Origin of the sequence: Pseudomonas sp. NPDC087598 (assembly GCF_044743525.1) — a bacterium.
In the GTDB taxonomy this organism is placed as follows: Bacteria; Pseudomonadota; Gammaproteobacteria; order Pseudomonadales; family Pseudomonadaceae; genus Aquipseudomonas.
Genome location: NZ_JBIUWQ010000021.1, coordinates 73,897 through 98,132 on the forward strand (window position 1 = coordinate 73,897; position 24,236 = coordinate 98,132).

32 protein-coding genes and 1 pseudogene are annotated in these 24,236 nt (G+C 60.2%); 20 read left to right on the top strand and 13 right to left on the bottom strand.

The genetic code is table 11. From position 1 onward, the window contains the following. Nucleotides 1-37: 37 nt before the first annotated feature. From ACIOWE_RS14025 to pilG, 3 genes are read right to left on the bottom strand one after another with little or no spacing between them, the layout of a single operon-like run. A complete protein-coding gene (locus ACIOWE_RS14025) occupies nt 38-577 on the bottom strand; it encodes a chemotaxis protein CheW (protein ID WP_401392230.1) in 540 nt (179 codons plus the stop codon). A gap of 10 nt (nt 578-587) precedes the next feature. Continuing rightward, entirely contained in the window at nt 588-953 is a 366-nt protein-coding gene (gene pilH / locus ACIOWE_RS14030) for a twitching motility response regulator PilH (RefSeq protein ID WP_026000666.1), read from the bottom strand. A 60-nt stretch (nt 954-1,013) separates the two neighbouring features. Beyond that, nucleotides 1,014-1,418, bottom strand: coding sequence for a twitching motility response regulator PilG (gene pilG, locus ACIOWE_RS14035; protein ID WP_007913673.1), 405 nt, complete (start codon nt 1,416-1,418; stop codon nt 1,014-1,016). A gap of 225 nt (nt 1,419-1,643) precedes the next feature. On the opposite strand from pilG, the gene gshB reads away from it, so the two are divergent. The 7 genes from gshB to ACIOWE_RS14070 all read left to right on the top strand — a co-directional run bounded on the left by gshB (nt 1,644) and on the right by ACIOWE_RS14070 (nt 7,734). Further along, a complete protein-coding gene (gene gshB, locus ACIOWE_RS14040) occupies nt 1,644-2,615 on the top strand; it encodes a glutathione synthase (protein WP_401392233.1) in 972 nt (323 codons plus the stop codon). Between the two features lie 107 nt (nt 2,616-2,722). Beyond that, entirely contained in the window at nt 2,723-3,622 is a 900-nt protein-coding gene (locus ACIOWE_RS14045) for an energy transducer TonB (protein WP_401392236.1), read from the top strand. 213 nt (nt 3,623-3,835) lie between these two features. Then, on the top strand, nt 3,836-4,408 hold the full coding sequence (locus tag ACIOWE_RS14050; protein ID WP_201147622.1) for a YqgE/AlgH family protein: 573 nt from the start codon (nt 3,836-3,838) through the stop codon (nt 4,406-4,408). Further along, nucleotides 4,408-4,845 (top strand): Holliday junction resolvase RuvX, encoded by a 438-nt coding sequence (ruvX, locus tag ACIOWE_RS14055; RefSeq protein WP_003229101.1) that lies wholly within the window; start codon nt 4,408-4,410, stop codon nt 4,843-4,845. The genes ACIOWE_RS14050 and ruvX overlap by 1 nt, the downstream gene beginning before the upstream one ends. An 82-nt stretch (nt 4,846-4,927) precedes the next feature. Further along, on the top strand, nt 4,928-5,434 hold the full coding sequence (pyrR, locus tag ACIOWE_RS14060) for a bifunctional pyr operon transcriptional regulator/uracil phosphoribosyltransferase PyrR (protein ID WP_401392240.1): 507 nt from the start codon (nt 4,928-4,930) through the stop codon (nt 5,432-5,434). Between the two features lie 27 nt (nt 5,435-5,461). Then, nucleotides 5,462-6,466 (top strand): aspartate carbamoyltransferase catalytic subunit, encoded by a 1,005-nt coding sequence (locus ACIOWE_RS14065; RefSeq protein ID WP_401392243.1) that lies wholly within the window; start codon nt 5,462-5,464, stop codon nt 6,464-6,466. Beyond that, nucleotides 6,463-7,734, top strand: a complete 1,272-nt coding sequence (locus tag ACIOWE_RS14070) for a dihydroorotase (RefSeq protein WP_401392246.1) — start codon at nt 6,463-6,465, stop codon at nt 7,732-7,734. Before ACIOWE_RS14065 ends, ACIOWE_RS14070 begins: the two co-directional genes overlap by 4 nt. A 90-nt stretch (nt 7,735-7,824) precedes the next feature. Here ACIOWE_RS14070 and ACIOWE_RS14075 read toward each other — a convergent pair whose 3' ends face one another. Beyond that, a complete protein-coding gene (locus tag ACIOWE_RS14075; protein ID WP_401392249.1) occupies nt 7,825-8,259 on the bottom strand; it encodes an NINE protein in 435 nt (144 codons plus the stop codon). 248 nt (nt 8,260-8,507) lie between these two features. Between ACIOWE_RS14075 and ACIOWE_RS14080 the strand changes: the two genes are divergently transcribed. Continuing rightward, nucleotides 8,508-9,131 (top strand): C40 family peptidase, encoded by a 624-nt coding sequence (locus tag ACIOWE_RS14080; RefSeq protein ID WP_103304303.1) that lies wholly within the window; start codon nt 8,508-8,510, stop codon nt 9,129-9,131. Between the two features lie 120 nt (nt 9,132-9,251). Here ACIOWE_RS14080 and ACIOWE_RS14085 read toward each other — a convergent pair whose 3' ends face one another. Next, complete coding sequence (locus ACIOWE_RS14085; RefSeq protein WP_201236438.1) at nt 9,252-10,286, bottom strand: type IV pilus twitching motility protein PilT; 1,035 nt, start codon at nt 10,284-10,286, stop codon at nt 9,252-9,254. A gap of 56 nt (nt 10,287-10,342) precedes the next feature. Between ACIOWE_RS14085 and ACIOWE_RS14090 the strand changes: the two genes are divergently transcribed. The 11 genes from ACIOWE_RS14090 (at nt 10,343) to ACIOWE_RS14140 (ending at nt 18,054) form a co-directional block, all read left to right on the top strand. Continuing rightward, nucleotides 10,343-11,029, top strand: a complete 687-nt coding sequence (locus ACIOWE_RS14090; protein WP_401392253.1) for a YggS family pyridoxal phosphate-dependent enzyme — start codon at nt 10,343-10,345, stop codon at nt 11,027-11,029. 23 nt (nt 11,030-11,052) lie between these two features. Then, a complete protein-coding gene (gene proC / locus ACIOWE_RS14095; protein ID WP_401392256.1) occupies nt 11,053-11,871 on the top strand; it encodes a pyrroline-5-carboxylate reductase in 819 nt (272 codons plus the stop codon). A gap of 10 nt (nt 11,872-11,881) precedes the next feature. Then, entirely contained in the window at nt 11,882-12,472 is a 591-nt protein-coding gene (locus tag ACIOWE_RS14100) for a YggT family protein (protein WP_201236435.1), read from the top strand. Continuing rightward, nucleotides 12,469-12,759, top strand: coding sequence for a DUF167 domain-containing protein (locus ACIOWE_RS14105; protein WP_401392259.1), 291 nt, complete (start codon nt 12,469-12,471; stop codon nt 12,757-12,759). Before ACIOWE_RS14100 ends, ACIOWE_RS14105 begins: the two co-directional genes overlap by 4 nt. 235 nt (nt 12,760-12,994) lie before the next feature. Next, nucleotides 12,995-14,134 (top strand): homoserine O-acetyltransferase, encoded by a 1,140-nt coding sequence (locus ACIOWE_RS14110; RefSeq protein WP_401392262.1) that lies wholly within the window; start codon nt 12,995-12,997, stop codon nt 14,132-14,134. Nucleotides 14,135-14,141: 7 nt separating this feature from the next. Next, the gene (gene metW / locus ACIOWE_RS14115; protein ID WP_401392265.1) at nt 14,142-14,762 is read left to right on the top strand and encodes a methionine biosynthesis protein MetW; all 621 of its coding nucleotides are present in this window, start codon (nt 14,142-14,144) and stop codon (nt 14,760-14,762) included. Between the two features lie 25 nt (nt 14,763-14,787). Next, entirely contained in the window at nt 14,788-15,222 is a 435-nt protein-coding gene (locus ACIOWE_RS14120; protein WP_401392268.1) for a DUF4426 domain-containing protein, read from the top strand. Then, on the top strand, nt 15,219-15,815 hold the full coding sequence (gene rdgB, locus ACIOWE_RS14125; protein ID WP_095186987.1) for an RdgB/HAM1 family non-canonical purine NTP pyrophosphatase: 597 nt from the start codon (nt 15,219-15,221) through the stop codon (nt 15,813-15,815). The genes ACIOWE_RS14120 and rdgB overlap by 4 nt, the downstream gene beginning before the upstream one ends. Further along, the gene (gene hemW, locus ACIOWE_RS14130) at nt 15,812-17,017 is read left to right on the top strand and encodes a radical SAM family heme chaperone HemW (protein WP_401392271.1); all 1,206 of its coding nucleotides are present in this window, start codon (nt 15,812-15,814) and stop codon (nt 17,015-17,017) included. The genes rdgB and hemW overlap by 4 nt, the downstream gene beginning before the upstream one ends. 35 nt (nt 17,018-17,052) lie before the next feature. Next, nucleotides 17,053-17,376 carry a DUF3392 domain-containing protein gene (locus ACIOWE_RS14135; protein ID WP_008083808.1) on the top strand — a complete coding sequence of 108 codons (324 nt, stop codon included), beginning with the start codon at nt 17,053-17,055 and terminating at the stop codon, nt 17,374-17,376. Nucleotides 17,377-17,505: 129 nt separating this feature from the next. Continuing rightward, on the top strand, nt 17,506-18,054 hold the full coding sequence (locus ACIOWE_RS14140) for an RNA 2'-phosphotransferase (RefSeq protein WP_401392274.1): 549 nt from the start codon (nt 17,506-17,508) through the stop codon (nt 18,052-18,054). A gap of 130 nt (nt 18,055-18,184) precedes the next feature. Here the strand turns inward: ACIOWE_RS14140 and trmB are convergent, their stop codons facing one another. From trmB to ACIOWE_RS14160, 4 genes are all read right to left on the bottom strand, one after another. Continuing rightward, nucleotides 18,185-18,910, bottom strand: a complete 726-nt coding sequence (gene trmB / locus ACIOWE_RS14145; RefSeq protein WP_085646976.1) for a tRNA (guanosine(46)-N7)-methyltransferase TrmB — start codon at nt 18,908-18,910, stop codon at nt 18,185-18,187. Nucleotides 18,911-18,919: 9 nt separating this feature from the next. Next, complete coding sequence (locus ACIOWE_RS14150; RefSeq protein ID WP_166221526.1) at nt 18,920-19,714, bottom strand: thiazole synthase; 795 nt, start codon at nt 19,712-19,714, stop codon at nt 18,920-18,922. 60 nt (nt 19,715-19,774) lie between these two features. Further along, nucleotides 19,775-19,975, bottom strand: a complete 201-nt coding sequence (gene thiS / locus ACIOWE_RS14155) for a sulfur carrier protein ThiS (RefSeq protein WP_122604433.1) — start codon at nt 19,973-19,975, stop codon at nt 19,775-19,777. A 71-nt stretch (nt 19,976-20,046) separates the two neighbouring features. Beyond that, nucleotides 20,047-20,427, bottom strand: a complete 381-nt coding sequence (locus ACIOWE_RS14160; protein ID WP_401392277.1) for a DUF423 domain-containing protein — start codon at nt 20,425-20,427, stop codon at nt 20,047-20,049. 74 nt (nt 20,428-20,501) lie between these two features. Between ACIOWE_RS14160 and mtgA the strand changes: the two genes are divergently transcribed. Then, on the top strand, nt 20,502-21,224 hold the full coding sequence (gene mtgA, locus ACIOWE_RS14165) for a monofunctional biosynthetic peptidoglycan transglycosylase (protein WP_401392280.1): 723 nt from the start codon (nt 20,502-20,504) through the stop codon (nt 21,222-21,224). A gap of 184 nt (nt 21,225-21,408) precedes the next feature. Here the strand turns inward: mtgA and rpoH are convergent, their stop codons facing one another. The 4 genes and pseudogenes from rpoH to ACIOWE_RS14185 all read right to left on the bottom strand — a co-directional run. Continuing rightward, nucleotides 21,409-22,263 (bottom strand): RNA polymerase sigma factor RpoH, encoded by an 855-nt coding sequence (gene rpoH / locus ACIOWE_RS14170; RefSeq protein WP_003229146.1) that lies wholly within the window; start codon nt 22,261-22,263, stop codon nt 21,409-21,411. A 115-nt stretch (nt 22,264-22,378) separates the two neighbouring features. Beyond that, nucleotides 22,379-23,404, bottom strand: coding sequence for a permease-like cell division protein FtsX (gene ftsX / locus ACIOWE_RS14175; protein WP_201236427.1), 1,026 nt, complete (start codon nt 23,402-23,404; stop codon nt 22,379-22,381). Continuing rightward, nucleotides 23,401-24,072, bottom strand: coding sequence for a cell division ATP-binding protein FtsE (ftsE, locus tag ACIOWE_RS14180; RefSeq protein WP_008065082.1), 672 nt, complete (start codon nt 24,070-24,072; stop codon nt 23,401-23,403). Before ftsE ends, ftsX begins: the two co-directional genes overlap by 4 nt. Continuing rightward, a pseudogene (locus ACIOWE_RS14185) lies at nt 24,069-24,236 on the bottom strand (signal recognition particle-docking protein FtsY); the annotation flags it as partial. The pseudogene ACIOWE_RS14185 and the gene ftsE, both read right to left, overlap by 4 nt.

Genomic DNA, 24,236 nt, shown 5'->3' on the forward strand with positions numbered 1-24,236 from the left:
GAGCAGGCTCGCTCCCACAGGGACGGTGTTGAATCTGTTATACCGCGACACTCATGAACACCGGGGACTTCGCCAGCGCAAACAGACTGAACACCCGCCAGTTCTGCTCGCGCCGGAAATAGCCTTTGACGAACTCGGCCTTGGAGCCTTGGCGTTTGCTGATCGATACGGGTTCAAAACTGTTCTGCTCGAAGTGCTGCAAACCGATGACCTCGTCGACCATCAACCCGGCAAACACCTCCCCATGCTCCACCACCAGCACCCGCCGTTGCTTGCGCAATGGCGACAGCTCATGCCCGAAGAAACCGCACAGGTCCATGATCGGCAGCAACCGCCCCCGCAGGTTAGCCACACCTTTGACCCACGGCTTGACCCCGGGCAACTGCGTGAAGCGCGGTTCGTGCAGCACTTCGCTGACTTCGCCCATCGGCGCGACGTACCAGTGCTCGCCGAGGCGAAAACCGATGCCGCTCCAGCGATCCTGGCGCGCGGCCTGCGACGGCAGGTCGGCCGCCAGCAAGCGGCAGCGCTGGTCAATCTGCCAGAGCAGTTCGAACGCGGTCAGCGATTCGCTCATGGTCGCGCAATCAGCCTTTGAGCACGTTGTTCAGGGTTTTGATCAGGGTGTCTTCGTCGACCGGTTTGGTCAGGTAGTCCTTGGCGCCCTGGCGGGTGCCCCAGACCTTGTCGGTTTCCTGATCCTTGGTGGTGATGATGATCACCGGGATATGCCCGGTTTCCGGGTCTTTGGTCAACTGACGGGTTGCCTGGAAACCATTGAGGCCGGGCATGACGATGTCCATCAGCACGGCATCGGGTTTTTCCTGGCGGGCCAGTGCGACACCGTCGGCGCCATTTTCGGCTTTGAGCACTTCGTGACCGTGCTTTTCGAGCATGCCGGTCAGTTTGTACATTTCAGTCGGCGAATCATCGACGATCAGGATACGTGCCATGGTTTTCCCCATTTTTCTTGTCGACTCCCGGCCCGCTGGCCGAGCGTCACTGTACGTGTCTTACTGCGGCAAAACGGCGGCGAAGCCCGGAACATGGGCTTGAATCGCGTTGAGCAGTTCTTCCTTGCTGAAAGGCTTGGTCAAAAATTGATCGGAACCGACTATCCGCCCCTTGGCCTTGTCGAACAGCCCGTCCCTGGACGACAGCATGATCACCGGTGTCGCCTTGAACGCGCTGTTGTTCTTGATTAAAGCGCAGGTCTGATAACCATCCAGACGCGGCATCATGATGTCGACAAAAATGATTCCGGGATGGTTGTCGGCGATCTTCGCCAGTGCGTCGAAACCGTCGATCGCCGTGATGACTTCACAACCCACATTTTTCAACAAGGTTTCGGCGGTGCGTCGAATCGTTTTCGAGTCGTCGATCACCATGACCTTCAAGGCGCTGGACTGCTGTTCCATAAGGGGGCTCTACCGTCGCCTTTGCGAATCAAATTGTCCGTTTTGCGATGAGTAATGGCTGGAAACCCTTGATGCTCAAGGGCCAGCACGCTATGCCAGCCTTTTTAGCACAGTCTCCAGATGCAATCTATCGACGGGTTTTTCCTTGACCGAAAACCCTGCCAGCGCCACTCTGGCGGCACTTTTTCAATACCGATCCGGTAGCCAATTTTCGAGGAAAACCCAATGAGCGTTCGCGTCGGGATTGTCATGGACCCTATCGCCAGCATCTCCTATAAAAAGGATAGCTCGCTGGCCATGCTGCTGGCCGCGCAGAAGCGCGGCTGGGAACTGTTCTATATGGAGCAGCGCGACCTGTATCAGGCCGAAGGTCAGGCACGCGGGCGGATGAAACCGCTGAAAGTCTTCGCCAACCCGGAAAAATGGTTCGAACTGGACGCCGAACAGGACAACCTGCTGAGCGATCTGGACGTGATCCTGATGCGCAAGGATCCGCCGTTCGACATGGAGTTCGTCTACTCCACCTACCTGCTCGAGCAAGCCGAAACCGCCGGCGTGCTGGTGGTGAACAAGCCGCAGAGCCTGCGCGACTGCAATGAAAAGCTGTTCGCCACGCTGTTCCCGCAGTGCACACCGCCGACCATCGTCAGCCGTCGCGCCGATGTACTGCGTGAATTCGCCGCGAAACACGGCGACGTGATCCTCAAACCGCTGGATGGCATGGGCGGTACTTCGATCTTCCGTCATCGCGCCGGTGATCCAAACCTGTCGGTGATTCTCGAAACCCTGACCGCCCTCGGTGGCCAGCAGATCATGGGCCAGGCCTACCTGCCGGCAATCAAGGACGGCGACAAGCGCATCCTGATGATCGACGGCGAGCCGGTGGATTATTGCCTCGCGCGGATTCCGGCGCAGGGCGAAACCCGTGGCAACCTCGCCGCCGGTGGCCGTGGTGAAGCCCGTCCGCTGACCGACAAGGATCGCTGGATCGCCGCTCAGGTCGGCCCGACCCTGCGTGAAAAAGGCCTGCTGTTCGTCGGTCTCGATGTGATCGGCGAGAATCTCACCGAAATCAACGTCACCAGCCCGACCTGCATCCGTGAAATCGACAACGCGTTTGGCACTGACATCGGCGGCATGTTGATGGACGCGATCGACAAGAAGCTGCAAGCCGCCGGCAAAAAGCCACAAGCTTGACGTGTGTCACATGCAGTCTGTCGCTTGAAGCGTGAAGCCCAAGGCGTGAAACCAACATTGCGTTATCATGCGCAGCCTCTGAAAAACGCGATGTTGGTTTTCTTGTCATGACTCTCCCGTCCGATCTGCCCGCAGAACTCGCCCATCGTGGCGTGCGCCCGGCTGATCGCCTCGGATTTACCCTGTTTCTTGCGGCGCTGATTCACTTGGCGCTGCTGCTGGGCGTCGGCTTCACCATGGTCGAGCCCAAGCAAATCAGCAAAACCCTGGAAATCACCCTCGCCACTTTCAAGAGCGAAAAGAAGCCGGAGAAGGCTGATTTTCTCGCGCAGGAACATCAGGAAGGCAGCGGCACGCTGGACAAGAAGGCGATTCCGAAGACCACAGAGGTCGCGCCGTTCCAGGACAATCAGGTGAAAAAGGTGACTCCGCCTCCGGCCGCCAAACCGGAAGTGCAGGAGGCCGCGCCCAAGGCTGCGTTGACCACCGTTGCGCCAAAGCCGAAAAAGGCGCCGACCAAGAAAGAAGAAACCAAAACCGAAGTCAAACCGACGGTCGACGCGCCAGAGTTCGACAGCTCGCAGCTGTCCAGCGACATTGCCAGCCTCGAAGCGGAGCTGGCCAAGGAACAACAGCTCTACGCCAAGCGCCCGCGCATTCACCGCTTGAGCGCGGCCTCGACCATGCGCGACAAGGGCGCCTGGTACAAGGACGACTGGCGCAAGAAGGTCGAGCGTATCGGCAACCTCAATTACCCCGAAGAAGCACGTCGCAAGCAGATCTACGGCAATTTGCGCCTGATGGTGTCGATCAACCGCGATGGTTCGCTGTATGAAGTGCTGGTCCTGGAGTCGTCGGGCCAGCCGTTGCTGGATCAGGCGGCGCAGCGCATCGTGCGTCTGGCGGCGCCGTTTGCCCCGTTTACCGGGGACTTGTCGGATATCGACCGACTGGAAATCATCCGCACCTGGAAATTCGCCCGGGGCGACAAACTCTCGAGCAACTGAATATGATTGGAAGGGCTCTTGTGGCGAGGGAGCTTGCTCCCGCTGGGCTGCGAAGCGGCCCCCTGCTTTTTCCAGACCCACCGCGTTATCAGGTTTTACGACTGCTGCGCAGCCGAGCGGGAGCAAGCTCCCTCGCCACAGAGGTCCAGTGAAGACCATCTGCAATACATCTCCAGCTTGTCAGTTCGCCCCTCGAACGCCACACTAGCGCACATGAAAAACGTCAGCCCCAGCTACCTCAAGCATCAATTCCTGATCGCCATGCCACACATGGCCGACCCGAACTTTGCCCACACCTTGACCTACATCGTCGAGCACACGGCCAATGGCGCCATGGGGCTGGTGGTCAATCGACCGCAAGAGCTGAATCTGGCTGACATTCTTGAGCAACTGCGCCCGGACATCGATCCGCCGGCGCTCTGCCAGCATGTGCCGATTTTCATTGGCGGCCCGGTGCAGACCGACCGCGGTTTTGTCCTGCACCCGGCGGGCAAGACCTTCCAGGCCACCGCGCAACTGGACGGCGATCTGGCCCTGTCGACCTCGCAGGACGTGCTGTTCGCCATCGCTGACGGTGTCGGCCCGGCGAAAAGCCTGATTGCCCTCGGCTACGCCGGTTGGGAAGCCGGGCAACTGGAAGCGGAAATGGCCGACAATGCGTGGCTGACCTGCCCGTACGACGCCGACATCCTGTTCAACACCAGCAGCGAACTGCGTCTGGAAGCAGCGGCCAGACATCTGGGGATCAACCTCAGCCTGCTGACCAGCCAGGCGGGGCACGCCTGATGGCCCTGCGCCTGATTCTCGGTTTCGACTACGGCACCAAACAGATCGGCGTTGCCGTCGGTCAGGTGATCACCGGCCAGGCCCGCGAACTGTGCACCCTGAAAGCACAGAATGGCGTGCCGGACTGGAATCAGGTCGAAGCGCTGTTCAAGGAATGGAAGCCCGACGCCGTCGTCGTCGGCCTGCCGCTGAACATGGACGGCACGCCGAGCGAAATGTGCCTGCGCGCCGAGAAATTCGCCCGCCGCCTCAATGGCCGCTTCAATGTGCCGTTCTATACCCACGACGAACGCCTCACCACCTTCGAGGCCAAGGGCGAGCGTCTGGTGCGTGGCGGGCAAAAAGGCAGTTACCGCGACAACCCGGTCGATGCCATCGCCGCCGCTCTGCTGTTGCAGGGCTGGCTCGATGAAAACACCGCACTATTTGAATCCTGACAAGCGCTTCGGCGCTTTTCTTTTGGCTAAAATCCCCAGCCACGTCCGGCAGGACGCGGCTCGGGTCAAAGAAGGAGCAACCATGAGTCTGCCCAATCCCGCCGATCTGATCAGCCAGATGGCGACACGCCTCACGGCGCACCTTGCCCAGCGTGGCATCAGCGAACCGCGCTTTATCGGCATTCGCACGGGCGGCATCTGGGTCGCGCAGGCCTTGCTCAAGGAGCTGGGCAGCGACGCACCATTGGGCACGCTGGATGTTTCCTTCTACCGCGACGACTTCAGCCAGAACGGCCTGCACCCGCAAGTACGTCCGTCCGCCCTGCCCTTCGAAATCGAAGGCCAGCATCTGGTGTTGATCGATGACGTACTGATGAGCGGCCGTACCATCCGCGCCGCGATGAACGAACTGTTCGACTACGGCCGCCCGGCCAGCGTGAGCCTGGTCTGCCTGCTCGACCTCGACGCCGGCGAGCTGCCGATCCGCCCGAACGTGGTCGGCGCGACCTTGTCGCTGGCCGCCCACGAGCGCGTGAAGCTGTCCGGCCCCGAGCCGCTGACGCTCGAACTGCAAGACTTGAACCCTTAATCCGCCCTATTGAGAGTCCCCCTCGCGATGACGCCTCTAGATACCAAGCGCCCGCTGCAGCTCAATGATCAGGGCCAGCTGCGCCACTTCCTCTCGCTCGACGGCCTGCGCCGCGACTTGCTGACGGAAATCCTCGACACTGCCGACTCGTTCCTCGAAGTCGGTGCCCGGGCGGTGAAGAAAGTCCCGTTGCTGCGCGGCAAGACCGTGTGCAACGTGTTCTTCGAAAACTCCACCCGAACCCGCACCACCTTCGAACTGGCGGCCCAGCGGCTGTCGGCGGACGTGATCACCCTGAACGTGTCGACCTCGTCGGCGAGTAAAGGTGAAACCCTGCTCGACACCCTGCGCAACCTTGAAGCCATGGCCGCTGACATGTTCGTCGTGCGCCACGGTGATTCCGGCGCCGCGCACTTCATCGCCGAACATGTTTGCCCGCAAGTGGCGATCATCAACGGCGGCGACGGCCGTCACGCCCACCCGACGCAGGGCATGCTCGACATGCTCACCATCCGCCGGCACAAGGGCAGCTTCGAAAACCTTTCGGTGGCCATCGTCGGCGACATCCTGCACTCGCGGGTTGCGCGCTCGAACATGCTCGCCCTGAAGACTCTCGGCTGCCCGGATATCCGCGTGATCGCGCCGAAAACCCTGCTGCCGATCGGCATCGAGCAATACGGCGTGAAGGTCTACACCGACATGACCGAAGGCCTGAAAGACGTCGACGTGGTGATCATGTTGCGCCTGCAGCGCGAACGCATGACCGGCGGCCTGCTGCCGAGCGAAGGCGAGTTCTACCGTTTGTTCGGCCTGACCACCGCGCGCCTGGCCGGGGCCAAACCCGATTGCATCGTCATGCACCCGGGGCCGATCAACCGTGGCGTGGAGATCGAGTCGGCGGTGGCTGACGGCCCACACTCGGTGATCCTCAATCAGGTGACCTACGGCATCGCCATCCGTATGGCCGTGCTGTCGATGGCCATGAGCGGGCAAACAGCGCAACGTCAATTCGAGCAGGAGAACGCCCAGTGAAGCTCAGCATTCTCGGCGCCCGCGTCATCGATCCAAGCAGCGGCCTGGATCAAATCACCGATATCCACGTTGAAGCCTGCAAGATCGTCGCCCTCGGCGCCGCGCCGGCCGGTTTCAGCGCAGTAGAAACCATCGACGCCAGCGGCCTTGTCGCCGCTCCTGGCCTTGTAGACCTGAATGTCGCCCTGCGCGAACCGGGCTACAGCCGTAAAGGTTCGATTGCCAGCGAAACCCGCGCGGCCGCGGCTGGCGGTGTGACCAGCCTGTGCTGCCCGCCGAAAACCAAACCGGTGCTCGACACCTCCGCCGTGGCCGAATTGATCCTCGACCGCGCCCGTGAGGCCGGCAACACCAAGGTGTTCCCGATTGGCGCACTGAGCAAAGGCCTCGACGGCGAACAGCTCGCCGAGCTGGTGGCGCTGCGTGACGCCGGTTGCGTGGCGTTCGGCAACGGTCTGGAAAGCTTCCGCAACACCCGCACCCTGTGCCGGGCGCTGGAATACGCGGCGACGTTCGATCTGACGGTGATTTTCAACTCGCAGGATCACGATCTGGCCGAAGGTGGCCTGGCCCACGAAGGCGCCGTCGCCAGTTTCCTCGGCCTGCCGGGGATTCCGGAAACGGCGGAAACCGTGGCCCTGGCCCGGGATCTGCTGCTGGTCGAACAGACCGGCGTGCGCGCGCATTTCAGCCAGTTGACCAGCGCTCGCGGCGTGGCCCTGATCGCTCAGGCGCAGGCTCGTGGCTTGAAAGTGACGGCGGATGTCGCGCTGTATCAGCTGATCCTGACCGACGAAGCGCTGATCGACTTCAGCAGCCTTTATCACGTGCAGCCGCCGCTGCGCACCCGTGCCGATCGCGATGGTCTGCGTGAAGCAGTGAAGTCCGGTGTGGTCTCGGCGATTTCCAGCCATCACCAGCCGCACGAACGTGATGCCAAACTGGCACCGTTCGGCGCGACCGAACCGGGCATCAGCAGTGTTGAACTGCTGCTGCCTCTGGCGATGACGCTGGTGGAGGATGGTTTGCTTGACTTGCCGACCTTGCTGGCACGTTTGAGCGCAGGTCCTGCGGAGGCACTGCGTCTGCCGGCCGGGAAACTGGCGGTGGGCGGTGCGGCGGATATCGTGCTGTTCGACCCGAAGGCTTCGACGGTGGCGGGTGAAGGCTGGTTGTCGAAAGGCGAGAACTGCCCGTTCCTGGGGCACAGTTTGCCGGGTGTGGTTCGCTATACCCTGGTGGATGGGCGGATCAGCCACCAGGCTTGATATCGGGTTGCCCCAATCGCTGGCAAGCCAGCTCCCACAGGTTCTGTGTTCACCACTAATCCCTGTGGGAGCTGGCTTGCCAGCGATGGCTTACTGGAAGGCGCCTCTGCCTTCGGCGTTGCGCACCGAGACTTGATCGTTCAGCGTCCAGAAGTCATACAGCACGCCAATAAAGAATAATCCGCCCGTCAGCAGGTAGATCAGCCCGCTGATCCATTTCCCCTGGTACATCCGGTGCACGCCGAGCGCACCGAGAAAGGTCAGCAGAATCCACGCCACGTTGTATTCGATCGGCCCATCGGCAAAACGCAGATCAGCCTCGCGATCCATTGCCGGGATCAGGAACACGTCGATCAGCCATCCGATTCCCAGCAATCCAAAGGTGAAGAACCAGATCGTCCCGGTCACCGGTTTGCCGTAATAAAAGCGGTGAGCACCGGTGAATCCGAAGATCCACAGCAGGTAACCGATCAATTTACTGTGGGTATCTTTTTCCTTCACTCGGGGTAGCCGATAGCTGTTCATGAAGACCTCATTGCACTCGATAGATAAATATTCTTGAATTCTTTGTGACTTTTTTACAGGTAGCCGACGTATGGCAAATGTTACCGTTGCTACCTTCAAAGCCTTGTAGCACAGGACTTCTGTCCGACAATCGCGTCAATTTGCCGCTTATTTGGTTCCGTTGCCTCCAGAGTCAATCGACCAACGGCCTCGGAAGGGACAAAAAAGCTGTTATAAAGTTGCGCGCTATCACTGAAGAGCCACGCCTAATGCGACCATTTTTCAAGACATGGCTAACCATCTGCCTATTAATGCCACTGGCCGCCCACGCCACCAATCGTGAGCAACGTCTTCCCAACGTTAACGGTTTCACCCCTAAATCCCATGCTTCTGCTCCATCGAGCAAAAGCAAGCAAAGCAAAGTCACCACGCTGAGCAGCAAGAGCCACGGCAAGCTGGTACCGCCGATGGCCAACAAGGAAAGCAGTAACGTCCTTAGCCGCGCAGTCAACGTCCTCGGTACGCCATACCGTTGGGGCGGCAGTAGCCCAAGTAAAGGTTTCGATTGCAGCGGTCTGGTGAAATACGCGTTCAACGACGCCACATTCGACCTGCCGCGCACGTCCAATGCAATGGCCAGCGGCCACGGCGAGAAAGTCGAACGCAAGGACTTGAAGCCCGGCGACCTGATTTTCTTCAACATCAAGAGCCGTCGGGTCAATCATGTTGCCATCTACCTGGGCAACGACCGCTTCATCCATGCGCCGCGTCGTGGCAAGTCGGTGAGCATCGATACGCTGAACAAGCCGTATTGGGAAAAGCATTACGTGGTTGCCAAGCGTGTGCTGCCGAAAGAACCTGCCGGCAAGCAGCTGCGCGTAGTTCAACGCTAAGACAATCACCTGTGGCGAGGGAGCTTGCTCCCGCTTGAGTGCGCAGCGCTCACAAGCTTTTGGGGCCGCTGCGCAGCCAGCGGGAGCAAGCTCCCTCGCCACAAATTTGCATTCCAACCTTCAGAAATTATCCGGCGTACGCGCCTTCTCCCGCGCATGCTCGCGACTGATCAAGCCTTTGGTCACCAGGTCTTTCAGGCACATATCAAGTGTCTGCATCCCCAACGCCCCGCCGGTCTGAATCGCCGAATACATCTGCGCCACCTTGTCTTCGCGGATCAGGTTACGGATCGCCGACGTCCCCAGCATGATCTCGTGCGCCGCCACGCGGCCGCCGCCGATCTTCTTGATCAGCGTCTGCGACACCACCGCCAGCAACGACTCCGACAACATCGAACGCACCATCGACTTCTCGTCGCCGGGAAACACATCCACCACGCGGTCGATGGTTTTCGCCGCCGAGGTGGTGTGCAGCGTGCCGAACACCAGATGCCCGGTTTCGGCGGCGGTCAGGGCCAGTCGAATGGTTTCCAGATCGCGCATTTCGCCCACCAGAATCACATCCGGGTCCTCACGCAGGGCCGAGCGCAACGCCGTGGCGAAGCTGCGGGTATCGCGATGGACTTCGCGCTGGTTGATCAGGCATTTGCGCGATTCGTGAACGAACTCAATGGGGTCCTCGATGGTGAGGATGTGGTGATGGCGGTGGCTGTTGAGGTAATCGATCATCGCCGCCAGCGTGGTCGACTTTCCGGAACCGGTCGGCCCGGTGACCAGTACCAGCCCGCGCGGGGCATCGGTGATCTTGCGAAAGACGTCGCCCATGGCGAGGTCTTCCATGCTCAGGACCTTCGACGGAATGGTGCGGAACACTGCGCCGGCGCCACGGTTCTGGTTGAAGGCGTTGACCCGGAAACGTGCAACACCGGGGACTTCGAAGGAAAAATCCGTTTCCAGGTGTTTCTCGAAGTCGACCCGCTGGGTGTCGTTCATGATGTCGTAGATCAATTCGTGCACTTGCTTGTGATCCAGCGCCGGCAGATTGATCCGCCGCACATCGCCATCGACGCGGATCATCGGCGGCAGACCGGCCGACAGGTGCAGGTCGGAAGCGCCTTGTTTGGCGCTGAAGGCCAGCAGTTCAGTGATATCCATAGCGCTCCTCAATTCCAGTAGAATGCCGCGAACCTTCAGACCGCCGGCGCCTCTTGATGTCCACGATAGCAGACAACATTTTCCACGTTGGTTCGCGCATCCAGACCGCGACCCAAGCCGCACACCGTCCTGAAAACAGCGTCCAGTTGCTCGCCGTGAGCAAGACCAAACCCGCCGAAGCACTGCGCGAAGCGTATGCCGCCGGCCTGCGCGACTTTGGCGAGAACTACCTGCAGGAAGCCTTGGGCAAACAGCTCGAACTGGCCGACCTGCCCTTGATCTGGCACTTCATCGGCCCCATTCAATCGAACAAGACTCGAGCCATTGCCGAGCATTTCGACTGGGTACATTCCGTGGATCGCCTGAAAATTGCCCAACGCCTGTCCGAACAACGTCCGGCAGAACTGCCGCCGCTGAACATCTGCATTCAGGTCAACGTCAGCGGCGAAGCCAGCAAATCCGGTTGTACGCCGGCTGATCTGCCAGCGCTGGCCACCGCGATCAGCGCACTGCCGCGCCTGAAACTGCGCGGATTGATGGCGATTCCCGAGCCGACCGAAGATCGCGCCGAACAGGACGCCGCATTCGCTGCCGTACAGAAGTTGCAGGCCAGCCTCGATCTGCCGCTCGACACATTGTCCATGGGCATGAGCCACGACCTCGAGTCGGCCATTGCCCAAGGCGCCACCTGGGTTCGTATCGGTACGGCCCTGTTTGGCGCCAGAGATTATTCCCAGTCTTGAACGTTTCCAGATAAGGACCACACATGAGCAACACACGTATTGCGTTTATCGGTGCGGGCAACATGGCGGCCAGCCTGATTGGCGGCCTGCGCGCCAAGGGTCTGGAAGCCGCGCAGATCCGCGCCAGCGATCCGGGCGAGGAAACCCGCGCCAAGGTCAGCGCCGAACACGGTATTGAAACCTTTGCCGACAATGCTCGGGCCATCGATGGCGTCGACGTGATCGTGCTGGCAGTCAAACCGCAAGCCATGAAAGCCGTGTGCGAAGCGATTCGCCCGAGCCTGAAGCCGAATCAACTGGTGGTCTCGATTGCCGCCGGCATCACCTGCGCCAGCATGACCGCATGGCTTGGCGAGCAACCGATCGTGCGCTGCATGCCGAACACCCCGGCGCTGCTGCGTCAGGGCGTCAGCGGCCTCTACGCCACCAGTGAAGTGACCGCCGAGCAGCGTCAGCAAGCCGAAGAGCTGTTGTCTGCCGTCGGCATCGCGCTGTGGCTGAACGAAGAACAGCAACTGGACGCCGTGACGGCGGTCTCCGGCTCCGGCCCGGCGTACTTCTTCCTGCTGATCGAAGCCATGACCGCGGCTGGCGTGAAACTCGGCCTGCCGCAAGACATCGCTGAACAACTGACCCTGCAAACCGCCCTCGGCGCCGCGCACATGGCGGTTTCCAGCGATGTCGATGCCGCCGAACTGCGCCGCCGCGTGACCTCGCCAAATGGCACCACAGAAGCGGCAATCAAATCATTCCAGACCAATGGCTTCGAAGCCCTGGTCGAAACCGCACTCGGCGCCGCCGCGCACCGCTCGGCCGAAATGGCCGAACAACTGGGCAAATAAGGAGCCTTACATGATTGGATTGAACACCGTAGCGGTTTACGTGCTGCAAACCCTCGGCAGTCTGTACCTGCTGATCGTACTGCTGCGCTTCGTGCTGCAACTGGTACGGGCCAACTTCTACAACCCGCTGTGCCAGTTCATCGTCAAGGCCACCCAGCCGCTGCTCAAGCCACTGCGCCGGATCATCCCGAGCCTGTTCGGCCTCGACATGTCGTCGCTGGTGCTGGCGATCCTGGTGCAACTGGCGCTGATGGCGCTGACCCTGCTGCTGACTTACGGCACCACCGGCAACCCGCTGCAACTGTTTATCTGGTCGATCATCGGCGTGACCGCGCTGTTCCTGAAGATTTTCTTCTTCGCCCTGATCATCAGCGTGATTCTCTCGTGGGTCGCTCCGGGCAGCCACAATCCGGGGGCTGAACTGGTCAACCAGATCTGCGAACCGGCCCTGGCGCCGTTCCGCCGTTTTCTGCCGAGCATGGGCGGTCTGGACCTGTCGCCGATCTTCGCCTTCCTCGCGTTGAAGCTGATCGACATGCTGGTGATCAACAATCTGGCGGTGATGACGATGATGCCGGAAATCCTGCGCCTGCTGATGTGAGCTGGTTTCGCTGGGACGGTGACGACTTGATCCTCGAGTGTCACCTGCAACCGGCAGCCCGCAGCGATGATTTCTGCGGGCTGCACGGTGATCGCTTGAAGATTCGCCTGACCGCGCCGCCGGTCGAGGGCAAGGCCAATGCCTATCTGATGGGCTTTTTGGCCAAGGCGTTTGGGGTTTCCAAGAGTCAGGTCAGTTTGCTCAGTGGCGAGTTGAACCGGCAGAAGCGGGTGAAAATCTGCTCGCCGAAGAAGCTGCCGAATTTGCCTGATCTGGTGCGCCCCTGATCAAGCAGTGCAGTACTTGTGGCGAGGGGATTTATCCCCGATGGGTGGCGAAGCCGCCCCTTGCTTTCTTCCAGCCAGTCCGCGTCAGCAGGTTTTGCGACTGCTGCGCAGCCGATCGGGGATAAATCCCCTCGCCACAGGGGTTGTGTTGAATGAACGATCAGGCCTGATCGTTGCTTGCCGCTAACCCCCACGGTCTTTAGACTTACGCCTCATTTCAACGAGAGCAGGGTCGATGCCAGCTGCCTTTCCCCCCGATTCTGTTGGTCTGGTGACGCCGCAAACGGCGCACTTCAGCGAACCGCTGGCCTTGGCCTGTGGCCGTTCGCTGCCCGCCTATGACCTGATCTACGAAACCTACGGCACGCTGAACGCACAGGCGAGCAACGCCGTGCTGATCTGCCACGCCTTGTCCGGCCACCACCACGCCGCCGGTTATCACAGCCCCGACGACCGCAAACCCGGTTGGTGGGACAGCTGCATCGGTCCCGGCAAGCCCATCGACACCAACAAGTTCTTCGTGGTCAGCCTGAATAATCTGGGCGGCTGCAACGGCTCCACCGGCCCGAGCAGCATCAACCCGGAGACCGGCAAGCCGTTCGGCGCTGACTTCCCGGTACTCACCGTGGAAGACTGGGTGCACAGTCAGGCGCGTCTGGCCGACCTGCTCGGAATCGGTCAATGGGCAGCAGTGATTGGCGGCAGCCTCGGTGGCATGCAGGCATTGCAGTGGACCATCACGTATCCGGATCGCGTCCGTCACTGCCTGGCCATCGCCTCGGCGCCAAAACTGTCGGCACAGAACATCGCTTTCAACGAAGTGGCGCGTCAGGCGATCCTCACCGACCCGGAGTTCCACGGCGGTTCGTTCCAGGAACAGGGCGTGATCCCCAAGCGCGGCTTGATGCTGGCGCGCATGGTCGGGCACATCACCTACCTGTCCGACGACTCCATGGGCGAGAAATTCGGCCGAGGCCTGAAGAGCGAGAAGCTCAACTACGACTTCCACAGTGTCGAGTTCCAGGTCGAGAGCTATCTGCGTTACCAAGGCGAAGAGTTCTCCGGGCGCTTCGACGCCAATACCTATCTGTTGATGACCAAGGCACTGGATTACTTCGATCCGGCGGCGAACTTCGACGATAACCTGGCAAAGACCTTCGAAAACGCCACGGCGAAGTTCTGCGTGATGTCGTTCACCACCGACTGGCGCTTCTCCCCGGCCCGTTCACGCGAACTGGTCGATGCACTGATGGCGGCGCGCAAAGACGTCAGCTATCTGGAAATCGACGCGCCGCAGGGCCACGACGCCTTCCTGATTCCGATCCCGCGCTACTTGCAGGCGTTCGGCAATTACATGAACCGAATCACGTTGTGAGAAAGCCATGAGAGCTGATCTGGAAATCATCCAGGAATGGATCCCCGCCGGCAGCCGCGTCCTCGACCTCGGTTGCGGTGACGGCGAACTGCTGACCTGGCTGCGCGACAACAAACAAGTCACCGGTTATGGCCTGGAAAACGACGCCGACAACATCGCTCAATGCGTGGCCAAAGGCGTCAACGTCATCGAGCAGGACCTGGACAAGGGCCTGGGCAACTTCGCCAGCAACAGTTTCGACATCGTCGTGATGACCCAGGCCCTGCAAGCCGTGCATTACCCGGACAAGATCCTCGACGAAATGCTCCGGGTCGGCCGTCAGTGCATCATCACCTTCCCGAATTTCGGCCACTGGCGCTGCCGCTGGTATTTGGCAAGCAAGGGCCGCATGCCGGTGTCCGAGTTCCTCCCGTACACCTGGTACAACACGCCGAACATCCACTTCTGTACCTTCGAAGACTTTGAAGAACTTTGTCGCGAACGTGATGCGAAGGTCATTGATCGGCTTGCCGTGGATCAACAGCACCGTCACGGGTGGGCCAGTAAGCTATGGCCTAATCTATTAGGTGAGATTGGTATCTACCGCGTCAGCAGCCCCGTGCTGGCCGATCACAAGGTCGCGGTCTGAACCACGACTTTTCGAGGAGACGATCATGGGTCGTTTAGCGTTGTTGTTACTCACTGCCTGCCTCAGCGTCAGCGCCATGGCGGCCGACGTCATCAAGGGCGAGCGCAAGGAAACCTTTGGCGACGTGACGGTGCACTACAACACCTTCAACTCCACGTATCTGCAACCGGACATCGCCAAGGCTGCCGAGCTGATCCGCAGCAAGAATCAAGGCGTGATCAATGTCTCGGTGATCAAGGACGGCAAACCGTTGATCGCCAACGTCACCGGTACGGTCAAAGACCTGACCAGCCAGAGCGTGCCGTTGAATTTCCGCCAGATCACCGAACAGGGTGCGATCTACTACATCGCCCAATACCCGGTGGACCAGCAGGAAACCCGCACCTTTGAAATCAAGGTGCAGAACGGCGACAAGATCAACACCATCAATTTCAACCAAGAACTCTTTCCCGGCGAATGATGAACCTCAAGCAACTCGTACTGGCCAGCCATAACGCCGGCAAACTCAAAGAACTCCAGGCCATGCTCGGCGACTCGGTTCAACTGCGCTCGATTGGCGAATGGAGCAAGGTCGAGCCGGAAGAAACCGGCCTGTCGTTCGTCGAGAACGCGATCCTCAAGGCGCGCAATGCCGCACGCATTTCCGGGTTGCCGGCGCTGGCCGACGATTCCGGCCTGGCGGTGGATTTCCTCGGCGGTGCGCCGGGCATCTACTCGGCGCGGTATGCCGATGGCAAGGGCGACGCGGCGAACAATGCCAAACTGCTCGACGCCTTGAAGGATGTGCCGGAAGCCGAGCGCGGCGCGCAGTTTGTCTGCGTGCTGGCGCTGGTGCGTCACGCTGACGATCCGTTGCCGATCCTCTGCGAAGGCTTGTGGCATGGACGGATTCTGACCGCCGCCAGCGGTGAGCACGGTTTCGGTTACGACCCACTGTTCTGGGTACCGGAACGTGACGTGTCGAGCGCCGAACTGAGCCCGGCCGACAAGAACCAGATCAGCCACCGCGCCCGTGCAATGGATCTGCTGCGCCAGCGTCTGGGCTTGAAATGACCCGTGACTCTTCTGCGTCGTCGCTGATTGTCGGCGGCGCCGCCTCTTCGCCTCGGGCGCCGTTGCCGACGTTGCCGCCCCTGGCGCTGTACATCCACATCCCGTGGTGTGTGCGCAAATGCCCGTATTGCGACTTCAACTCGCACACCGCCAGCCCGGTCTTGCCGGAGCAGGAATACGTCGATGCATTGCTGGCCGATCTCGATGAAGATCTGCATGCCGTTTATGGCCGAGAAATCAGCTCGATCTTCTTCGGTGGCGGCACGCCAAGCCTGTTCAGCGCCGAGGCCCTCGGACGCTTGCTTGAAGGCGTCGAGCAGCGCATTCCGTTCGCTCACGACATCGAGATCACCCTGGAAGCCAATCCGGGCACGTTCGAGCAAGAGAAGTTCGTCGCCTACCGCAAACTTGGGATCAATCGCCTGTCGATCGGTATCCAGAGCTTCCAGCAGGAAAAGCTCAAGGCCCTCGGTCGCATCCACAACGGCGACGAAGCGGTGCGCGCGGCAGGCATGGCGCGTCAGGCCGGGTTCGATAACTTCAACCTCGACTTGATGCACGGTTTGCCGGATCAGTCGCTGGACGATGCCTTGAGCGATTTGCGCCAGGCCATCGAACTGAAGCCGACGCACATTTCCTGGTACCAACTGACGCTCGAACCGAACACGGTGTTCTGGAACCAGCCGCCCGTGCTGCCGGAAGACGACACGCTGTGGGATATTCAAGAAGCCGGGCAAGCGCTGCTGGCCGAGCACGGTTACGCGCAGTACGAAGTCTCGGCGTATGCCCAGGCGGGGCGTCCGGCACGGCATAACCTCAATTACTGGAGTTTCGGCGACTTCATCGGCATCGGCGCGGGTGCCCACGGCAAACTCAGCCATCCGGACGGGCGCATCGTGCGTACGTGGAAGACGCGTCTGCCGAAGGACTATCTCAATCCGGCGAAAAGCTTCCAGGCTGGCGAAAAAGCGCTGACCAACGACGAGATGCCGTTTGAATTCCTGATGAACGCTTTGCGCCTGACCGCCGGTGTCGAATCGCGTCTGTATCCGGAGCGCACCGGCCTGTCGCTGGACACGCTTGCCGAAGGCCGGCGCGAGGCCGAACAAAGCGGTCTGTTGCAGGTCGAACCGTCACGTCTGGCGGCCACCGAGCGCGGACAGCTGTTCCTCAACGACTTGCTGCAACAATTTCTGAACTGAGCCCAACCCTCAACTTCAGCCCCAAGGAAAAACGCATGGATTTGATACTCGACCTGCTCGCCACCGTCTCCCGCTGGAGCCGCAGCAACCTCTCGGAAATCGCCCTCGCGCTGGTTGGCTGCCTGTTGGTGCTGTTCGGCGCTGACTTCAAAGGCTGGGTCGAGCAACGCCTGGGCAGCATCGCCGGCGCCCTGCGCGTGCCACTGATGGCACTGCTCTGCCTGATCGGCAGTGGCGCAGCACTGATCTACGCGACACCGTGGGTGATCAAGGGCCTGAGCCAGTTCAACAACTACAGCCTGGCGCCGGTGCTGCTCGTGGTGCTGGTGCTGATTGGCGTAGTCGCCGACCGCCGCTGATTTCAGTACACACATAACATCTGTAGGAGCTGCGGTACGCTGCGATCTTTGGATCTGCTCTTTCAAGATCAAAAGATCGCAGCGTGCCGCAGCTCCTACATTGGATTGCGCGAAGAGACAGGGACGTTCATGAGTAAAAAACTGCTGGATGAAACAAGCAAATTTCTGAGCTTCGTTTTGCGCCACGAGCCTCAAGCCATTGGCCTTACGCTGGACTCAGAAGGCTGGGCGGATATCGAAGTGTTGATCAGCGGTGCGGCACGCGACGGTCGCACTCTCGATCGCGCACTGATCGAAACCGTTGTTGCGAGCAGCGACAAGAAGCGCTTTTCGATTTCCGCAGACGGCCAGCAGATTCGCGCCGTACAGGGTCACTCGACCCAGAGCGTGGATCTGCAATTTGAGGAAAAGCAGCCGCCGGAGACGCTATATCACGGTACGGCAACGCGCTTCATGGACTCGATCAACCAGCAAGGCTTGATCTCCGGATCGCGTCACCATGTGCATCTCTCGCAAGAAACCACCACCGCCTCAGCCGTAGGGCAACGTTACGGCACTGTGGTGATCCTGAAAGTCGCGGCACGGCAGATGCAGGAACAGGGCTTCAAGTTCTATCAGGCAGAAAACGGTGTCTGGCTGACAGAGAAAGTACCGGTGCGCTTCATCTCTACCCTGTAACTTCTCGAACACCCAAAACAACTGTAGGAGTGAGCCTGCTCGCGATAGCGGACTGACATTCAACCTATTCGGTGACTGTCAGTCCGCTATCGCGAGCAGGCTCACTCCTACATTTTTTATCGCGTGATGCTTAAGCGAGTTTTTCGAACTTCAGGTCCCAGACGCCATGCCCAAGACGTTCGCCGCGGCGTTCGAACTTGGTGATCGGGCGCTCGGCCGGGCGCGGTACGCACTTGCCGTCTTCGGCGAGGTTGCGGTAGCCCGGGGCGACATTCATCACTTCCAGCATGTATTCGGCGTACGGTTCCCAGTCGGTGGCCATGTGCAGAATGCCGCCGACTTTCAACTTGCTGCGCACCAGTTCAGCAAATGAGGCCTGAACGATACGACGCTTGTGATGACGGCTCTTGTGCCACGGATCCGGGAAAAACAGCATCAGGCGATCGAGGCTGTTGTCGGCGATGCAGCGGTTGAGCACTTCGATCGCGTCGCAATCGTAGACCCGCAGGTTGGTCAGGCCCTGAGTCAGCACGCCATTGAGCAGCGCGCCGACACCCGGACGGTGAACTTCAACGCCGATGAAATCCTGCTCCGGTGCCGCCGCCGCCATTTCCAGCAGCGAGTGACCCATGCCGAAACCGATCTCCAGCGAGCGCGGTGCCGAACGGCCAAAAACCTGATCGTAATCCACTGGCGCATCAGCCAGCGGCAACACGAACTTGGGTGCGCCCTGATCCAGACCGCGTTGCTGGCCTTCGGTCATGCGCCCGGCGCGCATCACGAAACTCTTGATGCGGCGGTGTTGGCGCTCGTCGCCTTCTTCCGTCTGGATAGGCGTGTCGTTCGATTCAGTCATCAATGGCTCTTACTTGATCAGACCATCCAGCGGCGAAGAGGCGCTGGCATAGAGTTTTTTCGGCATGCGGCCGGCGAGATAGGCCAGACGGCCCGCGACGATCGCGTGTTGCATGGCTTGCGCCATCATCACCGGATTACCGGCGTGGGCGATGGCCGAGTTCATCAGTACGGCATCGCAGCCCAGTTCCATGGCGATGGTGGCGTCGGAAGCAGTGCCGACACCGGCATCGACCAGCACCGGGATCTTGGCTTCTTCAAGAATGATCTGCAGGTTGTACGGATTGCAGATCCCCAGACCCGAGCCGATCAGACCGGCCAGCGGCATGACCGCGATGCAGCCGATTTCCGCCAGTTGCCGGGCGATGATCGGGTCATCACTGGTGTAAACCATCACGTCGAAACCTTCCTTGACCAGCGTTTCGGCGGCCTTGAGGGTTTCGATCACGTTGGGGAACAGGGTTTTCTGGTCGGCCAGCACTTCCAGCTTCACCAGGTTGTGGCCGTCGAGCAGCTCACGAGCCAGACGGCAGGTGCGCACGGCTTCGATGGCGTCGTAGCAGCCGGCGGTGTTTGGCAGGAAGGTGTAGCGATCCGGCGACAGCACGTCGAGCAGGTTCGGTTCGCCCTCGATCTGGCCGAGGTTGGTGCGGCGCACGGCGAAAGTGACGATCTCGGCACCCGAGGCTTCGATGGCCTGACGGGTTTCTTCCATGTCACGGTACTTGCCGGTACCGACCAGCAAACGCGACTGGTAAGTACGACCGGCCAAGACGAAAGGCTTGTCGCTACGAACGATGCTCATGGGGAATCCTCTTGAGGGGTGAGGGTCTTGCAGAATTCTGTGCCCTTGCAGGCCGGGCGACTAGCCGCCACCGATGGCGTGCACGACTTCGACGTTGTCGCCGTCGTTGAGCGTGGTGTCGGCATGCTGGCTGCGCGGGACGATATCCAGATTGAGTTCGACTGCTACCCGGCGTCCGGTCAGTTCCAGACGGGTAATCAGGGCCGCAACGGTTTCACCGTCGGGCAGTTCAAGGGATTCGCCGTTCAATTGAATGCGCATGCGTAACGCCGCCATCATTTTTAGGGGCTGGCATTCTAGCCCGATCATGACCTAAAGGTCAGCACCAAGCGTCAAGCGGTTAGCTGCAAGCGCCAGGCGGCGAGCCCCAGGCACAGCCAGCCAATCAGGAATGCCAGGCCGCCGAACGGGGTGATGATGCCGAGCTTGCTGATACCGGTGGTGGTCAGTACATACAGGCTGCCGGAGAACAGCAGAATTCCGATGGCGAACGAAATGCCGGCCCAAGTGACCAGTCGCCCCTGAATCTGTGTAGCCAGCAATGCGACGCCGAACAGCGCCAGGGTGTGCACCAATTGATAGGTGACGCCGGTGTGGAAAATCGCCAGATACTCGGGCGTGAGGCGGCTTTTCAAACCGTGAGCGGCGAACGCACCCAAGGCAACACCAGTAAAACCGAAGAAAGCGGCCAGCATCAAAAAGCCACGCAGCATGAAGAACTCCAGTCAGACGCAATCGGCAGGGTCTGTATAATGGCCCGCTCCACCGGTTCGGCCAAGCCATCTCTATGCTGCGTTCAATTTTTCGTCGCCTCACGAAGGCCCTGCTCTGGTTCGCGGGTGGCAGCGTATTGCTGGTCCTGGTGTTTCGTTTCGTGCCGCCGCCGGGAACGGCGCTGATGGTCGAACGCAAGATTGAATCCTGGGTCGACGGCGAACCGATCGACCTGCAACGGACATGGAAACCGTGGGATGAGATCTCCGATGACCTCAAAGTGGCCGTCATGGCCGGCGAGGATCAGAAGTTTCCCGAGCATTGGGGGTTTGATTTCGGCGCCATCCAGGCCGCGCTGGCGCACAACGAACTGGGCGGTTCGATCCGGGGCGCCAGCACATTGAGCCAGCAAGTGTCGAAGAACCTGTTTCTGTGGGCTGGCCGCAGTTATCTGCGCAAAGGCCTGGAGGCATGGTTTACCGCGCTGATCGAAGTGTTTTGGCCCAAGCAGCGGATTCTTGAGGTCTATCTGAACAGCGTCGAGTGGGATGACGGAGTGTTTGGCGCTGAAGCAGCGGCCCGCCACCACTTTGGCGTGAGCGCCAAGTCACTTTCACGGCAGCAGGCGAGCTATCTGGCGGCCGTTCTACCTAACCCGCGCGTATGGAGTGCGAGCCATCCGACGGCTTACGTGTCGCGCCGGGCGGGGTGGATTCGCCAGCAGATGAGCCAGTTGGGCGGGGATAGTTATCTGCTGGGGCTCAACGATTCGCGCCGGGCACCTTGGGCGCAATAATTTGAAACGCAGTAGATCCCTGTAGGAGTGAGCCTGCTCGCGATAGCGGTTTGCCTGCCACATTTGTGGTGACAGACCTGACGCTATCGCGAGCAGGCTCACTCCTACAGGGGTTGTGGTGAATCACAAATGAAAACGCCCCGATCATCGCTGATCGGGGCGTTTTTTATTGTCTGAGCGCCGGTTATGCGGCGATCGACAACTTGAGCTTGTTCATCGCGCTCTTTTCGAGCTGACGAATACGCTCGGCCGACACGTTGTACTTCTGCGCCAGGTCGTGCAGCGTGGCTTTCTCTTCTGCCAGCCAGCGCTGGTAGAGGATGTCACGGCTACGTTCGTCCAGCACTTCCAGCGCTTCGTGCAGGTTGTGGTTGGAGTTGTCGCTCCAGTCCGCATCCTCCAGTTGACGCGCCGGGTCGTACCGGTGGTCTTCCAGATAGTTGGCCGGCGACTGGAAAGCACTGTCGTCGTCCGCTTCCGCAGCCGGGTCGAAGGCCATGTCATGGCCGGTCAGGCGACTTTCCATCTCGCGCACTTCCCGCGGCTCGACGCCGAGGCTTTCCGCCACACGGTGGACTTCCTCGTTGTTCAGCCACGCCAGGCGTTTCTTCTGGCTGCGCAGGTTGAAGAACAGCTTGCGCTGGGCCTTGGTGGTCGCGACTTTCACAATGCGCCAGTTGCGCAGGATGAACTCGTGAATTTCCGCCTTGATCCAGTGCACAGCGAACGACACCAGACGCACACCCATTTCCGGGTTGAAGCGTTTGACAGCCTTCATCAGGCCGACGTTACCTTCCTGGATCAGGTCAGCCTGAGCCAGACCGTAGCCGGAATAGCTACGGGCAATGTGTACGACAAAACGCAGGTGGGCGAGCACCATCTGCCGAGCCGCCCCCAAATCCTGCTCATAGTAGAGACTCTCGGCCAGTTCACGCTCCTGCTCCGGCGTCAGCAATGGAATGCTGTTGACGGTGTGCACATAAGCTTCCAGGTTCGCACCCGGAACCAACGCGTACGCAGGTTGCAAAGAATTGGTCATACGAAAAAACCTCCCACTTACATACTCGTGCCTCTCGGCACTGCGAAAAATTGACCGGGAATTCAAGTACAAGTTCCCAAAAAAACCGCAAGGCCAATCACGCGCAAAAAAGATTCTACTTCGGCGCCAGCTCCCTGAGATGACGTGCGACTGCAATCCATGCACCGATATAACCCAACAGCACCGCGCCAAGCAAGAGCGACAGACCGTCGGCAACTGGCACTCCGGCCAGCGCGAAATCACTGCCGTACAAGCCGGCCAGTCCAACCACCGCGTCGTTCAGCCAGTTCAGGCCGAACGCCAATACTCCCCAGGACAACAGCCCCGCACCGAAACCGTACAACGCGCCCATATAAAGGAAGGGACGCCGCACATAGCTGTCAGTGCCGCCGACGAGTTTAATCACTTCTATCTCGGTGCGGCGGTTTTCAATATGAAGACGAATGGTATTGCCTATCACCAAAAGTAATGCAGAAACCAGCAGCACTGTCAGACCGAAGACAAAACGATCGCCAAGCTTGAGGATGGCGGCCAGACGCTCGACCCAGACTAGATCAAGTTGTGCCTGTTGTACCTTGGGCAGCTCGGAAAGTTTTTGTCTTAATGCTTCCAGCGTCGACTTGTCGACCTCGTTCGGCGTGACCAGTACCACGCCCGGCAGCGGGTTTTCCGGCAGCTCGCGCAGGGCTTCGCCCAGGCCGGACTGCTGCTGGAATTCTTCCAGCGCCTGATCGCGGCCGACATATTCAGCATCAGCTACGCCGGGCATGCCTTTGATCTGCTCGCGCAACGACTCGCCCTGCTCCGGGCTTGCATCGAGTTGCAGGTACAGCGAAATCTGCGCGGCACGCTGCCACGATCCGCCGAGACGCTCGACGTTGTTAAGCAGCAGTGACAAGCCCATCGGCAGGCTCAGCGCAACCGCCATCACCATGCACGTAAAGAAGCTGCCGATCGGCTGTTTACCGAGTCGGCGCAGGCTGTCGAGCAGGCTGGCGCGATGGCTTTCGATCCAGGCACGCAATAGCGTGGCGAAATCCGGACCATCGTCATCGTCGTGTTTTTTCTTCTTTGGCGGCTGCGGATCGGCGGCTTTCGGGGCCACACGCTCGGAAACCTTGGGGCTACGTGTTGCGCTCATTCCCCTGCCTCCCCGTCGCCAATCAATCGGCCGCGTTGCAGGGTCAGCATGCGGTGACGCATGCGTGCGATCAGCGCCAGGTCGTGACTGGCGATCAGCACACTGGTGCCTAGACGGTTGATGTCCTCGAACACGCCCATGATCTCGGCCGCCAGACGCGGGTCGAGGTTACCGGTCGGTTCATCCGCCAGCAGCAAGGCCGGGCGGTGAACGATGGCGCGGGCGATGCCGACACGCTGTTGCTGACCGGTGGACAGGTCGCCCGGGTACAGATCGGTTTTGTCCGACAGCGCCACACGCTCCAGCGCCGAATCGACACGCTTGGCGATTTCAGCCTTGGACAGCCCGAGAATCTGCAACGGCAACGCGACGTTGTTAAACACCGTGCGATCAAACAGCAACTGGTGGTTCTGGAACACCACGCCGATCTGCCGACGCAGGAACGGAATCTGCGCGTTGCTGATGGTGCTCAGGTCTTGGCCGGCGAGCAGCAGTTTGCCGCTGGTCGGACGCTCCATCGCCAGCAGCAGGCGCAACAGGGTGGATTTACCGGCACCGGAGTGGCCAGTGACAAACAAGAACTCGCCACGACGGACTCGAAAGCTCAGCTCATGCAAGCCGACGTGACCGTTCGGGTAGCGTTTACCGACCTGTTCGAAACGAATCATGAACGCTCCCGTTCGGCAAACAGTGCCTGGACAAAGGGTTCGGCTTCAAAGGTACGCAAATCGTCGATGCCTTCACCGACGCCGATGTAACGGATCGGCAGGCCGAATTGCTTGGCCAGGGCGAAAATCACCCCGCCCATGGCGGTGCCGCCGAGCTTGGTCAG

What these genes read in the sequence shown, in the direction of transcription:
- ACIOWE_RS14025 (WP_401392230.1), bottom strand. Translation starts at nt 577, where the DNA reads ATGAGCGAATCGCTGACCGCGTTCGAACTGCTCTGGCAGATTGACCAG.
- pilH (WP_026000666.1), bottom strand. Translation starts at nt 953, where the DNA reads ATGGCACGTATCCTGATCGTCGATGATTCGCCGACTGAAATGTACAAA.
- pilG (WP_007913673.1), bottom strand. Translation starts at nt 1,418, where the DNA reads ATGGAACAGCAGTCCAGCGCCTTGAAGGTCATGGTGATCGACGACTCG.
- gshB (WP_401392233.1), top strand. Translation starts at nt 1,644, where the DNA reads ATGAGCGTTCGCGTCGGGATTGTCATGGACCCTATCGCCAGCATCTCC.
- ACIOWE_RS14045 (WP_401392236.1), top strand. Translation starts at nt 2,723, where the DNA reads ATGACTCTCCCGTCCGATCTGCCCGCAGAACTCGCCCATCGTGGCGTG.
- ACIOWE_RS14050 (WP_201147622.1), top strand. Translation starts at nt 3,836, where the DNA reads ATGAAAAACGTCAGCCCCAGCTACCTCAAGCATCAATTCCTGATCGCC.
- ruvX (WP_003229101.1), top strand. Translation starts at nt 4,408, where the DNA reads ATGGCCCTGCGCCTGATTCTCGGTTTCGACTACGGCACCAAACAGATC.
- pyrR (WP_401392240.1), top strand. Translation starts at nt 4,928, where the DNA reads ATGAGTCTGCCCAATCCCGCCGATCTGATCAGCCAGATGGCGACACGC.
- ACIOWE_RS14065 (WP_401392243.1), top strand. Translation starts at nt 5,462, where the DNA reads ATGACGCCTCTAGATACCAAGCGCCCGCTGCAGCTCAATGATCAGGGC.
- ACIOWE_RS14075 (WP_401392249.1), bottom strand. Translation starts at nt 8,259, where the DNA reads ATGAACAGCTATCGGCTACCCCGAGTGAAGGAAAAAGATACCCACAGT.
- ACIOWE_RS14080 (WP_103304303.1), top strand. Translation starts at nt 8,508, where the DNA reads ATGCGACCATTTTTCAAGACATGGCTAACCATCTGCCTATTAATGCCA.
- ACIOWE_RS14085 (WP_201236438.1), bottom strand. Translation starts at nt 10,286, where the DNA reads ATGGATATCACTGAACTGCTGGCCTTCAGCGCCAAACAAGGCGCTTCC.
- ACIOWE_RS14090 (WP_401392253.1), top strand. Translation starts at nt 10,343, where the DNA reads ATGTCCACGATAGCAGACAACATTTTCCACGTTGGTTCGCGCATCCAG.
- proC (WP_401392256.1), top strand. Translation starts at nt 11,053, where the DNA reads ATGAGCAACACACGTATTGCGTTTATCGGTGCGGGCAACATGGCGGCC.
- ACIOWE_RS14100 (WP_201236435.1), top strand. Translation starts at nt 11,882, where the DNA reads ATGATTGGATTGAACACCGTAGCGGTTTACGTGCTGCAAACCCTCGGC.
- ACIOWE_RS14110 (WP_401392262.1), top strand. Translation starts at nt 12,995, where the DNA reads ATGCCAGCTGCCTTTCCCCCCGATTCTGTTGGTCTGGTGACGCCGCAA.
- metW (WP_401392265.1), top strand. Translation starts at nt 14,142, where the DNA reads ATGAGAGCTGATCTGGAAATCATCCAGGAATGGATCCCCGCCGGCAGC.
- ACIOWE_RS14120 (WP_401392268.1), top strand. Translation starts at nt 14,788, where the DNA reads ATGGGTCGTTTAGCGTTGTTGTTACTCACTGCCTGCCTCAGCGTCAGC.
- rdgB (WP_095186987.1), top strand. Translation starts at nt 15,219, where the DNA reads ATGATGAACCTCAAGCAACTCGTACTGGCCAGCCATAACGCCGGCAAA.
- hemW (WP_401392271.1), top strand. Translation starts at nt 15,812, where the DNA reads ATGACCCGTGACTCTTCTGCGTCGTCGCTGATTGTCGGCGGCGCCGCC.
- ACIOWE_RS14135 (WP_008083808.1), top strand. Translation starts at nt 17,053, where the DNA reads ATGGATTTGATACTCGACCTGCTCGCCACCGTCTCCCGCTGGAGCCGC.
- ACIOWE_RS14140 (WP_401392274.1), top strand. Translation starts at nt 17,506, where the DNA reads ATGAGTAAAAAACTGCTGGATGAAACAAGCAAATTTCTGAGCTTCGTT.
- trmB (WP_085646976.1), bottom strand. Translation starts at nt 18,910, where the DNA reads ATGACTGAATCGAACGACACGCCTATCCAGACGGAAGAAGGCGACGAG.
- ACIOWE_RS14150 (WP_166221526.1), bottom strand. Translation starts at nt 19,714, where the DNA reads ATGAGCATCGTTCGTAGCGACAAGCCTTTCGTCTTGGCCGGTCGTACT.
- thiS (WP_122604433.1), bottom strand. Translation starts at nt 19,975, where the DNA reads ATGCGCATTCAATTGAACGGCGAATCCCTTGAACTGCCCGACGGTGAA.
- ACIOWE_RS14160 (WP_401392277.1), bottom strand. Translation starts at nt 20,427, where the DNA reads ATGCTGCGTGGCTTTTTGATGCTGGCCGCTTTCTTCGGTTTTACTGGT.
- mtgA (WP_401392280.1), top strand. Translation starts at nt 20,502, where the DNA reads ATGCTGCGTTCAATTTTTCGTCGCCTCACGAAGGCCCTGCTCTGGTTC.
- rpoH (WP_003229146.1), bottom strand. Translation starts at nt 22,263, where the DNA reads ATGACCAATTCTTTGCAACCTGCGTACGCGTTGGTTCCGGGTGCGAAC.
- ftsX (WP_201236427.1), bottom strand. Translation starts at nt 23,404, where the DNA reads ATGAGCGCAACACGTAGCCCCAAGGTTTCCGAGCGTGTGGCCCCGAAA.
- ftsE (WP_008065082.1), bottom strand. Translation starts at nt 24,072, where the DNA reads ATGATTCGTTTCGAACAGGTCGGTAAACGCTACCCGAACGGTCACGTC.